The following is an 11,957-nucleotide window of genomic DNA, read 5'->3' as shown; positions in this document are numbered from 1 at the left end:
GGATTGCGGCTGCCGCATCGAGGAGGGACATCCCGCGTGGGAGGCCCTCCGCAACCTGAGCCGGAACCTCGGAAAGAAGGACTAGTCATGGGTCTGCCGAAGAGGCGTATCTCGAAAGCCCGAAAGAGGAAGAGACGCACGCATCAGAAGCTCGCCGTGGTGCGGCCGACTCTCTGCTCCCACTGCGGACAGCCGAAGCCGCCGCACCGCATCTGCCCGCATTGCGGCTACTACCGAGGACGACGGGTCGTCATCGTCGAGTAAGACGCGGGGGACGCGACTTGCGGATCGCCGTTGATGCGATGGGCGGGGACTCGGGCGTCGGAACCGTGGCGGCCGGCGTCGCGCGGTTCCTTCGCGAGAACTCCGAGGAGGTCGGGGTCATCCTCGTCGGCGACGAGGAGCGGATCCGCCGCGAGCTCGCCGTCCACGGGGACTTCGACCCCCGCGTGGAGGTCGAGCACGCGAGCGAGACGATCCAGATGGAGGAGCACGGCGCCGCCGCCTCCCGGCGAAAGCGCGACTCCTCGATCGCGCGCGGGCTTCAGCTTCACAAGGAGGGAAAAGCCGACGCGTTCGTGAGCGCGGGGAACACGAGCGCGGTCGTCGCCGCGTCTCTCCTCATCCTCGGGCGCCTACCGGGCGTCCGCCGCCCCGCCATCGCGACGTTCGTCCCGAACGAGAAGGACGGCTTCGTTCTCCTCGACATCGGCGCCACGAAGGACTGCCGCCCGACCGATCTCGTCCAGTTCGCCCACATGGGCGCGGTCTACGCCGAGAAGATCCTCGGGCGCGAGAACCCGCGCGTCGGCCTTCTCAACATCGGGGAGGAGCCGACGAAGGGGAACGACCTCACGCGCGAGGCGTTTCCGCTTCTCGAGAAGAGCAGCCTCAATTTCGCCGGGAACGTCGAGGCGGTCGGGATGTTCAGGGGAGAGGTCGATGTCGCGGTCTGCGACGGTTTCGTCGGGAACGTGATCCTCAAGTTCGCCGAAGGGATGGTCGCGATGATCCTCGGCTTCCTGAAAGGGGAGATCGCGCGCCACCCGAGGGCGAAGATCGGCGCCGCGCTCCTCAAGCCGACTCTTTCGCACTTGAAAGATCAATTGAGCTACGAACAATACGGGGGGGCTCCTCTCCTCGGGATCGACGGGGTTTGCATGATTAGCCACGGCCGTTCTTCGTCCCTGGCCATCGCGAACGCGGTGCGAACGGCGAGCCGTTTCGTTCGGTACGACATCAGCCGGGAGATCGGAAAGAGAACCCGGGCCTACGACGAGGTGGCGGTTGACTAAGCGGCGAACGTGCATTCTGGGGACCGGGGCTTATGTCCCGGAGAAGCTTCTGACGAACGACGATCTGGCGAAGATCGTGGACACGACGGACGAGTGGATCATGACAAGGACGGGGATCCGCGTCCGGCACATCGCCGCGGAGAACGAGGCGACTTCGGACGTCGCTTCCCCCGCGGCGCTTCGCGCGTGCGAGGCGGCGGGGATCTCTCCCGCCGATCTCGATGCGGTGATCCTCGGAACGGCGACGCCCGACATGCTCTTCCCCTCCACCGCGTGCATCGTGCAGGCGAACATCGGCGCGGTCCGCGCGGCCGCCTTCGACGTCAGCGCCGCGTGCTCCGGATTCATCTACGGGATGGCGCTCGGAAAGGGGCTCATCGAGACGGACCAGGCGCGCCGGGTGCTCGTCATCGGCGCCGAGACGCTGAGCAAGATCGTCGATTGGGAGGACCGAAACACGTGCGTCCTCTTCGGCGACGGCGCCGGGGCGGTCGTGATCGGCGCGTGCGAGGAGGATCGCGGGATCCTCTCGATCAACTTCGGAAGCGACGGGAGGCTCTGGGAGCTTCTCCATCAACCGGCGGGCGGCTCCCGCATGCCGGCGACCGTCGAGTCGGTGGAGAAGAAGAAGCACAAGATCCACATGACCGGCCGCGACGTCTTCAAGCATGCGGTGACCCACATGAGCGGCGCGGGTCTTCGGGCGCTCGAGGAGGCGGGCCACACCGGTCCGGAGCTCGACTGGCTCTTCCCGCACCAGGCGAACATCCGCATCATGGAGGCGGTGGCGAAGAGGCTCGAGGTGCCGCGCGAGAAGGTATACGTGAACCTCGAGCGCTTCGGGAACACGTCGGCCGCGTCGATCCCGATCGCGCTCGACGAGGCGGTCCGCGGCGGGCACTGCCGGCCGGGCATGCTGATCGGGTTGGTCGCTTTCGGGGGCGGCTTCACATGGGCGGCCGCGATCGCGAGGGTGTGATGACGAGCCTCGGATTTCTCTTTCCAGGTCAAGGATCGCAGTACGTCGGCATGGGGAAGAGCCTTTCCGACGAGTATCCGGAGACGCGCGAGGTCTTCGATTGCGCGGACGCGATCATGGGATATCCTCTCTCGAAGCTCGCCTTCGAGGGTCCGGAGGAGACGCTCCGCGAGACGCGCTACACGCAGCCCGCGATCCTCGTCGTGAGCCTTGCGCTTCTCCGCCTTCTCGGGAAGGAGGGGATCCGACCCGGGATCGTCGCGGGCCACAGCCTCGGGGAGTACTCGGCGCTCGTCGCGGCGAAGGTCCTCGAGCCGAAGGACGCGATCGCCGCGGTGAAGCGGCGGGCGGAGCTGATGTTCGAGGCGGGCCTCGCGCGTCCCGGCACGATGGCGGCGGTGATGGGGCTCGCCGAGGCGGAGGTCGTGCAGATCTGCCGCGAGGCGGAGGAGGTCGGGGTCGTGCAGCCGGCGAACTTCAACGCGCCAGGGCAGCTCGTGATCTCCGGAGAGCCGGCGGCGGTGGAGAAGGCGATGCGGCTCGCGTCCGAGCGGGGCGCGAAGCGGGCCCTTCCGCTACCCGTGAGCGGCGCCTTTCATTCGGAGTTGATGGCGCACGCATCGAAAGGTCTCGAGGAGGCGCTCCGGGCCACGCCGTTCCGCGACGCCGAGGTCCCCGTGGTCGTCAACGTGGACGGGGTTCCGCTCGTTCGAGGGGAAGATCTCCGCGACGCGCTCGTCCGCCAGCTCCGAGGGGCGGTCCGCTGGCAGGAATCGATGCGCCGGATGGGGGAGGAAGGCTTCGCGCGTTTTTACGAGGTCGGGCCCGGGCGCGTGCTGCAAGGGCTTGCGCGAAAGATCGACCGCGCGTTCGAGGTGGAGAGCGTGGACGGACCCGAGTCGTTCCGAAAGGCGGTCGCCTCGAAGCAGGAGTAGGAAGAGATGGAACAAGACGAGCGGACATCCTGGGCGGCGGGAGTGCTGGAGGGGAAGACCGCCCTCGTGACCGGCGCGGCGCAGAACATCGGCAAGGCAATCGCGCTCACGCTGGCGGGCATGGGGGCGGACATCGCGGTCGTCGACGTCAACGAGGAGAAGGCAGAGGAGACGGCGGGGGAGATCCGGGGGCTCGGGAGGCGCGCCGTCGCGCTCCGGGTGAACGTGGCGGACGCTGCGGCGGTCGACCTTTGCGTCGAAAAAGTGGTGGAAAAGCTCGGCGGCGTTGATATCCTCGTCAACAATGCCGGGATCACCCGGGACGCTCTTCTCCTTCGCATGAAGGAGGAGGAGTGGGACGCAGTCATCGCGGTGAACTTGAAGGGGACCTACAACTTCACGAAGGCGGTGTCGCGTCTCATGCTCAAGGCGAAGGGCGGGAGGATCGTCAACATCGCGTCGGTGATCGGCGTGATGGGAAACGCGGGACAGGCGAACTACGCCGCGTCGAAGGCGGGGATCATCGGGTTCACGAAGGCGGTGGCGAAGGAGCTCGCCTCGCGCTCCATCACGGTAAACGCCGTCGCCCCCGGTTTCATTCGAACGGCGATGACCGATGTTCTTTCCGACAAGGCTCGCCAGTCGTTGATGGATCTGATCCCCCTGAAGAGGCTCGGCGAAAGCCAAGACGTGGCGGAGATCGTGGCGTTTCTCGTTTCGCCGGCCTCCGCGTATGTCACCGGACAAGTCGTTCACGTCGATGGCGGAATGGTCATGGCATGAAGAACCCGCCGCATGGCGCAGGCGGGAGGAGGAGAGAAGACATGTCTTACGAAGATCGAGTGCGGGAGATCATCATGGAGCAGCTCGGCGTCGGCGCGGATCAGGTTACGCCGGATGCGCGCTTCATCGATGACCTGGGCGCGGACTCCTTGGATACCGTCGAGCTCGTCATGGCTCTCGAGGAGGAGTTCAACGTCGAGATCCCCGACGAGGAGGCGGAGAAGATCACCACGGTCGGGGAAGCCGTGAACTACCTGAAGGAGCACGCGTCGAAGTAGGCGGGGAGATTCCCTCGCCCGCTCGGAAGGATCTATGAACAACGAAGCGCGCGTCGTCGTGACCGGCCTGGGAGCGGTTTCTCCCGTCGGAAACGATGCGACGACCATGTGGGAAGCTCTCGTCGCCGGCAAGAACGGCGTCGGACCGATCACGCGGTTCGACGCGTCGGGATTCGACGTCCGATTCGCCGCGGAGGTGAAGGACTTCGACGGGACGAAGTACGTGCCGCCGAAGGAGCTGCGCCGCATGGATCGCTACACGCAGTTCGCGATCGCGGCGGCCGACCAAGCGGTCCAGGACGCGGGGATCGACACGGCCCGCGTCGACGGCGACCGCTTCGGCGTTCTCATCGGGAGCGGCATCGGCGGGATGGAGACGTTCGAGGCCCAGCATCGGCTTCTGATCGAGAAGGGACCGGGGCGCATCAGTCCCTTCTTCATCCCGATGATGATCGCGAACATGGCGTCGGGAATGGTCTCGATCCGCGCGGGCGCGCGCGGTCCGAACTTCTCCCCCGTCTCGGCGTGTTCCTCGGGCGCTCACGCGATCGGGGAGGGTTTCCGCTTGATCCACGCGGGGCACGCGGACCTCATCCTCTGCGGCGGCGCCGAGGCGAGCATCACGATGATGTCGATCGGAGGCTTCTCCTCCATGAAGGCTCTCTCGACCCGAAACGACGCCCCCGCGCACGCAAGCCGTCCGTTCGACCGCGAGCGGGACGGTTTCGTCATCGGCGAGGGGGCCGGGGTCGTGCTGCTCGAATCGCTGGAACACGCCAAGAAACGCGGGGCGAGGATCCGCGCGGAGATCGCGGGCTACGGATCGACCGGCGACGCCTTCCACATCACCGCCCCGACGCCGGAGGGGGAGGGGGCCGCGCGGGCAATGATGCTCGCGGTGCGCGAGGGCGCCTTGCCGCTCGACGCGATCGGCCACGTCAACGCCCACGGGACCTCGACCCCGCTCAACGACAAGATCGAGAGCCACGCGATCCGAAGCGTTTTCGGCGCCCATGCGGACCGGATCCTCGTGAACTCGATCAAGTCGATGACCGGCCACCTTCTGGGCGCGGCCGGAGGAATCGAGTTCGTCGCGACCGTTCTGGCGGTGGAGAATGGCGTGATCCCGCCGACGATCAACTATGAACACCCTGACCCGGAATGCGACCTCGACTACGTTCCCAACAAGGCGCGCGAGGTCCGGATCCGGGCGGCATTGTCCAATTCCCTCGGGTTCGGAGGCCACAACGTCAGTTTGCTTGTCAAGAGGTTCGAATCATGAGGGTGATGAAGCGAGACCGAACTTATGTTGGAAAAGATCAAGCAATGGTTCCGTTTTCGGAGGAACTCATCCGCTTCCGTTGACACGCAAACCCTGCATGCCAAGCGCCGAGAGACCCTTCGCCAACTGGAAGAGAGGCTGGGCGTTCGTTTCCGCGATCTCGCGCTTCTGAACCAGGCGCTGATTCATCGTTCGTTCTTGAACGGAAGAGCCTCCTTGCGCGGCGAGTCGAACGAGAGGATGGAGTTTCTCGGCGACTCCGTGCTCGGGCTCGTCGTCAACGAGCATCTCTACCGGAAGCATCCGGAGGAGAACGAAGGGAACCTCACGAAGATCAAGTCGCTCGTGGTGAGCCGGCAGATTCTCGCCGAGAAGGCGGAGGAGACCGGGCTCGGCCGCTATCTGCTCCTCTCGGCAAGCGAGAGCGAGGCGGGAGGGCGCACGCGGGCGTCGATCACGGCGGACGCTCTCGAGGCGGTGATCGGGGCGATCTACCTCGACCAGGGGCTCCCCGCGGCCGCGCGGTTCATCCGGCGGATCATCCTCGATGAGATGCGGGAGATCACGGAGAACGAGGATCACCTGAACTACAAGAGCCTTCTCCAAGAGAAGGTCCAGAGCGAACGAAAGCTGCACCCGGTCTACCGAATCCGCAAGGAGATGGGGCCGGACCACCAGAAGACGTTCCAGGTCGACGTCTCGGTCGGCGGGCAGGTGATCGGGCAAGGGAGGGGGCAGACGAAGAAGGATGCGGAGCAGGCGGCTGCGCGCGCAGCGCTCGAGCGCCTGAGCGGCCGCGGGGAGAGGCCGCGGTATCGGCGCCGCTCCCGAAGGCCGCGCCGAGGGGATCGCGGGCCTTCTCAGCCCGAGCGCAGCTGAGTAGGCTTTGGGTCCTCGCGGCGGAAACGCGCGCATCTCTCAGGTTAAAGCCCCGCTTTCCTCCGGTCGATACGAGGAGAGCGGGGCAAACCTGTCTATGGGGGGAGGCGATGGCGCGTTCGGAGATTCGGGAGACGCTCGCGCTCGTCGGGGATCTTCGCGAGCTCGCGACGCAGGGGAAGCTCGGCGAGACCGAAAGAGAGGTGGCGACCAAGCAGCGCCTCCTCAAGATCGCGGCCGAGATCTCCGCATGCCTCGCGCGGTTCGAGGAGCGCCAAGCTCCCGCAGCCGCGAGGGCAGTGAACGCGGATCCGGAGACGCGAGAGATCCGTCTCACCGCCCTCGGACGCGTAACGGCCGAGGTCGGCTATCAGCTGAACAACCTCCTCGCGCTCGCCTCCACGCGGCTCGAGCTGATCGACATCTCCCTCCGGGCGGGCGATCGGGAGAAGGCGCTCGCGAACTCCGCGCTCGCGAGGGAGTACCTCCGGCAAGTGGAGGTGCTCGCCCTCCGGCTCACCGACTTCTCCGAGCAGCCGGTGCAGTCGATGCGAAGCGACCTGAACCGGATCGTCCGGAACACCGTTTCCTTCGTGAGGCTTCTCGCGCCGTACGAGAACATCGAGTTCGAGACCAACCTCGGGGGGGATCTCCCCGCGGTCTTCCTCGACCCGCCTCGCTGGCATCAGCTTCTTCTCTCGCTCTTCGCCAACGCAGCCGACGCGGTCGGCCGCCGGAAGGGGGAGGGCGGCCGCATCCGCGTTTCGACCGCAGTCGATCCGTCGACCGGACGGATCGTCCTCCGCGTCCGCGACGAAGGGCGCGGCATCGCGCCGCAAGATCTCCCGCGCCTCTTCGAGCCCGGCTTCACGACGAAGGGAGCCGGTCGGGAGGGGCTCGGCCTCACCACGTGCCGGCGGATCGTCGAGGAAGCGGGCGGCACGATCGCGCTCGCGAGCGAGCCCGGCCGCGGAACCACGGTCACGATCACGCTCCCCGCGGTTCGTTGACGCCGACCTTCTAAGCCGCATCAGCGCCTGTTCTCGTGGCAAGGCCGCGAAGCTCCTTGTTCGGGCTTCATCGGGGTTGACGGGCACGGCTCCGGAACGTATTATGTTTGATTCCGACCAGGCGATCCGGACCCCGGGTGGGAGCGCGCGGGGTCCTTTCTTGGAGACCCTTTCTGCGGAAAGGAAGGAATGATGGCGATCACGATCGGTATCAATGGGTTCGGCCGGATCGGCCGACTCGTCTTTCGAAGAGCGTACAGGGACCCGAACATCCGTTTCGCCGCGATCAACGATCTCACGGACGCGCCGACCTTGGCGCATCTCCTCAAATACGACTCGGTGCATGGGGTGTTGAACGAGACGGTGAAGGGGGAAGGGAACGCGATCCGCGTCGCCGGGGGCGAGATCCGGGTGTTTGCGGAGAAGGACCCCTCGCGGCTTCCGTGGGCGGATCTCGGCGTCGACGTCGTCATCGAGGCGACGGGGAAGTTCCGGAAACGGGACGAGGCGTCCCGCCACCTCGAGGCGGGAGCGAAGAAGGTTCTCATCTCCGCCCCGGCGAAGGATCCGGACATCACGATCGTGATGGGCGTGAACGACGCCTCGTACGATCCGGAGAAACACCACATCATCTCGACCGCCTCCTGCACGACGAACTGTCTCGCGCCGGTGGCGAAGGTCCTGCACGACAACTTCGGAATCCAAAAAGGATTCATGACGACCATTCATGCCTATACGAATGATCAGCGGATTCTCGATCTTCCCCACAAGGATCTTCGCCGCGCGCGCGCGGCCGCGCTCTCGATGATCCCGACGACGACGGGCGCCGCCTCGGCCGTCTCGCTCGTCCTGCCCGAGCTCAAGGGGAAGCTCGACGGGATGGCGGTGCGCGTGCCGACGGCGGACGCGTCCCTCGTCGATCTCGTGGCGCTCCTCTCGCGCGAGGTGACCGCCGCCGAGATTAACGAAGCCATCCGCGCGGCTGCAGAGAGCTCTCCGCTTCGGGGATATCTCGTCTATTGCGACGAGCCGATCGTGTCGGTCGACGTGATTGGAAACCCTGCGAGCTCGATCGTCGACAGTCTCTCGACCGCCGTTCTCGGGGGGAACATGGCGAAGGTTCTTTCGTGGTACGACAACGAGTACGGGTACGCGTGCCGCATGGTGGACATGAGCCTCAAGGTGGCGGGCGCGTTCTAAACCCGATCGCGAGAGCGCTCCATCCGGAGGACCGGTGATGAAGAAGATGACCCTTCACGACGCGGATGTGCGCGGCAAGCGCGTCCTCATGCGGGTGGACTTCAACGTCCCGATGGGCAAGGACGGGACGGTCGCGAACGACGAGCGGATTCGCGCCTCGCTCCCCTCGATCCGGTACGTTCTCGACCGGGGGGGCTCGCTCGTTCTCATGAGCCATCTCGGACGGCCGAAGGGGAAGGTCGATCCGGTCTTCTCGCTGGCGCCGGTGGCGAAGCACTTGGCGGGTCTTCTCCCCGGAGCGGCCGTCCGCTTCGCGGAGGATTGCGTCGGCGAGAAGGCGGAGACTGCGGCCGGGTCGCTCCGCTCGGGCGAGGTTCTTCTTCTCGAGAATCTCCGCTTTCACGCGGAGGAGGAGAAGAACGACCGGGCGTTCGCCGCGCGTCTCGCCTCGCTCGGCGAGGTCTACGTGAACGACGCGTTCGGGACGGCGCACCGCGCGCACGCATCGACCGCGGGAGTGACCGCGCACTTTCCGGTGCGCGCCGCCGGGCTTCTCATGGAGAAGGAGATCGACTATCTCTCCCGGCTTCTCGAGAACCCGCAGCGTCCGTTCGTCGCCGTGCTCGGGGGGGCGAAGATCAGCGGGAAGATCGACGTGATCCGGAACCTCGCGGGGACGGTCGATCGCCTCCTCATCGGGGGCGGGATGTGCGGGACGTTCTTCGCCGCCCGAGGTCTTGAGATCGGCGACTCGCTCCTGGAGGAGGACCGGATCGGGATGGCGAGAGAGCTGCTCGAGTCGGATGGAGCGCGCAAGATGCTCCTTCCAAGAGACGCGCTCGTCGCGGATCGTCTCGAGGAGGACGCGGAGACGCGGGTCGTTCCGGTGGGAGACGTCGAGAAGGGGTGGCGGATCGCCGATATCGGACCGGAGACGGCAGCGGCGTTCGCAGCGGAGATCGGATCGGCGCGCACGGTCTTCTGGAACGGCCCGATGGGCGTCTTCGAGATGAAGCCGTTCGCGCGGGGAACCGAGAGCCTCGCGCGCGCGCTCGCGGAGGCGACCGAACGGGGAGCGGTTACGGTCGTCGGGGGAGGCGACACGGTGCGCGCCTTGCACGAGGCGGGGGTCGCCTCGCGCGTGTCGCATGTCTCGACCGGCGGTGGGGCGTCTCTCGAGTTCGTCGAGGGGAAGGAGCTTCCCGGGATCGCCGCCCTGTCGGACCGATAGGCTGCGCGCGGGCTTGGAGATACTTCGCGTGCGAAGAAAGCTGATCGCCGGAAACTGGAAGATGAACTTGACGCGCGAAACGAGCGCGCGTCTCGCCGGAGAAGTGCGCCGTTTCGCCGAGGAGAGGAATACGGACCGCGAGGTGCTCCTCGCGCCCCCCTTCCCGTATCTCGTGGCGGTGCGCGCCGCGATCGAGGGGAGCCCGGTGCTCCTCGGCGCGCAGGACGTCTCTCCCCACGCGCCGGGCGCGCACACCGGCGAGGTCTCGGCGGAGATGCTCCTCGATCTCGGGTGCGCGCGCGCGATCGTCGGCCACTCGGAGAGAAGGGAGAGCGGAGAGACCGACGCGATTGTCCGGGGGAAGGCGAGGCGGGCGGTCGATCTCGGTCTCGGGATCATCCTCTGCGTCGGCGAGAAGGAAGAGGAGCGATTGCGCGGCGAGGAGAAGCAGGTGGTGGAGAGGCAGCTCCGCGAAGCGCTCGCCGGCGTCGGCGCACGCGAGGCCGAGGAGAAGCTGGTCGTCGCCTACGAGCCGGTCTGGGCGATCGGCACCGGGCGAACCGCGACCGCCGGCGACGCGGAGGAGATGCACCGCTTCGCGCGCGGCGTTCTCGGCGAGCTTTTCGGGGAAGGAGCGGCGCGTTCGATCCGCATCCTTTACGGAGGGAGCGTGAAGCCGTCGAACGCGGCGGAGCTTCTCGGGAAGGATGAAATCGACGGCGCGCTCGTCGGCGGCGCGAGCCTCGACGCGGCGTTGTTCACGGAGATCATTTCAGCATAAACTATCCTTGATACGGAAGGACGGGGCTTCGACATGACGGCGTTTCTCACGGGCATCCACATCATCAACTGCATCCTGCTCGTCGTGGTGGTTCTCCTCCAGTCGAGCAAGGGAGGCGGGCTCGCCGGAGCGTTCGGAGGAGGCGCCGCGACGCAAGCGGTCTTCGGCGGGCGCGGGGCGGGGACCTTCCTCTCGCGCACGACGACCGTTCTCGCGATCGTCTTCATGCTGACCTCGCTCACCCTTACGGTTCTCAGCCGGCAGCGGACCGCGGAAGCGGACAGCGCGATCCGGAGGGCGCTTGAACAGGAAGGGCGCGCGACCGTTCCTTCCCAAGGGCTCCCGGAGACCGGTCTCCCGCAGGCGGGGATCCCTGAGGCGGCGGCGCCGCAGGGGGAGGCCGAGGCTCCGGTGGCGGGGGCGGGAGAGACGGAGTAGGCCGAACGGGCGCCCCGGAGAGGGCGTTGACTTCCGAAGGCCTTGCGGTTAGCATCGGTTTGGATCCATGCGCTTTCGTGCCGGGGTGGTGGAATTGGTAGACACGCTGTCTTGAGGGGGCAGTGGGCGACGCCTGTGCGGGTTCGAATCCCGCCCCCGGCACCAGTTCAGGGCGCCGACGGAGAGGAAATCCTGCTGCGGCCTGCGCTCGCGGGCTGCGAACCCGCCTTTCCTTCGTCGCTTCCTCAGCGTAGCGCTGGGGCTACGCTTCCGGGAGCTCCTCGTCCAAGGCGGGTTCTCGCCACGCTCCGCCAGGCCTCACAACGGATTTCCTCTCCGCCGGCGCCCTGCGGGGCGCGACGAAAGCTCGCGCGACCTCGACCCTTCATTTTGCGGAGACAGGCCTCACAACGGATTTCCTCTCCGCCGGCGCCCTGCGGGGCGCGACGAAAGCTCGCGCGACCTCGACCCTTCATTTTGCGGAGACAAGCCTCGCAACGGATTTCTTCTCCGCCGGCGCCCTGCGGGGCGCGACGAAAGCTCGCGCGACCTCGACCCTTCATTTTGCGGAGACAAGCCTCGCAACGGATTTCTTCTCCGCCGGCGCCCTGCGGGGCGCATGGCATGCACGCTCTCTTCGCTCTTCTCTTTCCGCGGATGTCCGCTTATTCTCGTTCCGTTGTCGCCCATCCGGTTTGATTGAAGGGGAGGCCTCGTGGACATCATCGGCCCGATTGACCAAGCGGTGCGCAGGAACACGGTGCGGAGATGCCGCGAGAGGGGAATCCGCATACCGACTCTCGCGGAGATGCGGAATCCGGAGAGGATTTCGGTCTCAGTGCGCGAGAGGCTTCCGAAGGTCGGGC

At 66.6% G+C, this 11,957-nt stretch carries 13 protein-coding genes and 1 tRNA gene; all 14 read left to right on the top strand.

The window, feature by feature from the left end; all coding sequences use genetic code 11:
• Nucleotides 1–87 precede the first annotated feature (87 nt).
• The 14 genes from rpmF (at nucleotide 88) to FJY73_12375 (ending at nucleotide 11,256) form a co-directional block, all read left to right on the top strand.
• Nucleotides 88–264 carry a 50S ribosomal protein L32 gene (gene rpmF, locus FJY73_12440; GenBank protein MBM3321475.1) on the top strand — a complete coding sequence of 59 codons (177 nt, stop codon included), beginning with the start codon at nucleotides 88–90 and terminating at the stop codon, nucleotides 262–264.
• A 17-nt stretch (nucleotides 265–281) separates the two neighbouring features.
• On the top strand, nucleotides 282–1,295 hold the full coding sequence (gene plsX, locus FJY73_12435; GenBank protein MBM3321474.1) for a phosphate acyltransferase PlsX: 1,014 nt from the start codon (nucleotides 282–284) through the stop codon (nucleotides 1,293–1,295).
• Nucleotides 1,296–1,308: 13 nt separating this feature from the next.
• The gene (locus FJY73_12430) at nucleotides 1,309–2,274 is read left to right on the top strand and encodes a ketoacyl-ACP synthase III (GenBank protein ID MBM3321473.1); all 966 of its coding nucleotides are present in this window, start codon (nucleotides 1,309–1,311) and stop codon (nucleotides 2,272–2,274) included.
• The gene (gene fabD, locus FJY73_12425) at nucleotides 2,274–3,209 is read left to right on the top strand and encodes an ACP S-malonyltransferase (protein ID MBM3321472.1); all 936 of its coding nucleotides are present in this window, start codon (nucleotides 2,274–2,276) and stop codon (nucleotides 3,207–3,209) included. Before FJY73_12430 ends, fabD begins: the two co-directional genes overlap by 1 nt.
• A 42-nt stretch (nucleotides 3,210–3,251) precedes the next feature.
• A complete protein-coding gene (fabG, locus tag FJY73_12420; protein ID MBM3321471.1) occupies nucleotides 3,252–3,992 on the top strand; it encodes a 3-oxoacyl-[acyl-carrier-protein] reductase in 741 nt (246 codons plus the stop codon).
• A 41-nt stretch (nucleotides 3,993–4,033) separates the two neighbouring features.
• A complete protein-coding gene (acpP, locus tag FJY73_12415; protein MBM3321470.1) occupies nucleotides 4,034–4,270 on the top strand; it encodes an acyl carrier protein in 237 nt (78 codons plus the stop codon).
• Nucleotides 4,271–4,304: 34 nt separating this feature from the next.
• Entirely contained in the window at nucleotides 4,305–5,552 is a 1,248-nt protein-coding gene (gene fabF, locus FJY73_12410; GenBank protein ID MBM3321469.1) for a beta-ketoacyl-ACP synthase II, read from the top strand.
• 24 nt (nucleotides 5,553–5,576) lie between these two features.
• Nucleotides 5,577–6,431: a ribonuclease III gene (rnc, locus tag FJY73_12405; GenBank protein MBM3321468.1), complete on the top strand. Its 855-nt coding sequence runs from the start codon at nucleotides 5,577–5,579 to the stop codon at nucleotides 6,429–6,431.
• Between the two features lie 110 nt (nucleotides 6,432–6,541).
• Nucleotides 6,542–7,441, top strand: coding sequence for a hypothetical protein (locus FJY73_12400; protein MBM3321467.1), 900 nt, complete (start codon nucleotides 6,542–6,544; stop codon nucleotides 7,439–7,441).
• 192 nt (nucleotides 7,442–7,633) lie between these two features.
• Complete coding sequence (gap, locus tag FJY73_12395; GenBank protein ID MBM3321466.1) at nucleotides 7,634–8,641, top strand: type I glyceraldehyde-3-phosphate dehydrogenase; 1,008 nt, start codon at nucleotides 7,634–7,636, stop codon at nucleotides 8,639–8,641.
• Between the two features lie 37 nt (nucleotides 8,642–8,678).
• A complete protein-coding gene (locus FJY73_12390; protein ID MBM3321465.1) occupies nucleotides 8,679–9,872 on the top strand; it encodes a phosphoglycerate kinase in 1,194 nt (397 codons plus the stop codon).
• Complete coding sequence (locus tag FJY73_12385) at nucleotides 9,790–10,653, top strand: triose-phosphate isomerase (GenBank protein ID MBM3321464.1); 864 nt, start codon at nucleotides 9,790–9,792, stop codon at nucleotides 10,651–10,653. The genes FJY73_12390 and FJY73_12385 overlap by 83 nt, the downstream gene beginning before the upstream one ends.
• Nucleotides 10,654–10,686: 33 nt before the next feature.
• Nucleotides 10,687–11,091 (top strand): preprotein translocase subunit SecG, encoded by a 405-nt coding sequence (gene secG / locus FJY73_12380; GenBank protein MBM3321463.1) that lies wholly within the window; start codon nucleotides 10,687–10,689, stop codon nucleotides 11,089–11,091.
• Nucleotides 11,092–11,170: 79 nt separating this feature from the next.
• Nucleotides 11,171–11,256 (top strand) — tRNA-Leu (locus tag FJY73_12375).
• Nucleotides 11,257–11,957 lie beyond the last annotated feature (701 nt).

The sequence above is a fragment of the Candidatus Eisenbacteria bacterium genome (genome assembly GCA_016867715.1).
Lineage (GTDB): Bacteria > Orphanbacterota > Orphanbacteria > Orphanbacterales > Orphanbacteraceae > VGIW01.
This window is presented reverse-complemented; position numbering and strand designations above follow the sequence as displayed.

What these genes read in the sequence shown, in the direction of transcription:
- secG (MBM3321463.1), top strand. Translation starts at nt 10,687, where the DNA reads ATGACGGCGTTTCTCACGGGCATCCACATCATCAACTGCATCCTGCTC.
- acpP (MBM3321470.1), top strand. Translation starts at nt 4,034, where the DNA reads ATGTCTTACGAAGATCGAGTGCGGGAGATCATCATGGAGCAGCTCGGC.
- FJY73_12390 (MBM3321465.1), top strand. Translation starts at nt 8,679, where the DNA reads ATGAAGAAGATGACCCTTCACGACGCGGATGTGCGCGGCAAGCGCGTC.
- fabF (MBM3321469.1), top strand. Translation starts at nt 4,305, where the DNA reads ATGAACAACGAAGCGCGCGTCGTCGTGACCGGCCTGGGAGCGGTTTCT.
- gap (MBM3321466.1), top strand. Translation starts at nt 7,634, where the DNA reads ATGGCGATCACGATCGGTATCAATGGGTTCGGCCGGATCGGCCGACTC.
- FJY73_12400 (MBM3321467.1), top strand. Translation starts at nt 6,542, where the DNA reads ATGGCGCGTTCGGAGATTCGGGAGACGCTCGCGCTCGTCGGGGATCTT.
- fabD (MBM3321472.1), top strand. Translation starts at nt 2,274, where the DNA reads ATGACGAGCCTCGGATTTCTCTTTCCAGGTCAAGGATCGCAGTACGTC.
- rnc (MBM3321468.1), top strand. Translation starts at nt 5,577, where the DNA reads ATGTTGGAAAAGATCAAGCAATGGTTCCGTTTTCGGAGGAACTCATCC.
- rpmF (MBM3321475.1), top strand. Translation starts at nt 88, where the DNA reads ATGGGTCTGCCGAAGAGGCGTATCTCGAAAGCCCGAAAGAGGAAGAGA.
- FJY73_12385 (MBM3321464.1), top strand. Translation starts at nt 9,790, where the DNA reads ATGTCTCGACCGGCGGTGGGGCGTCTCTCGAGTTCGTCGAGGGGAAGG.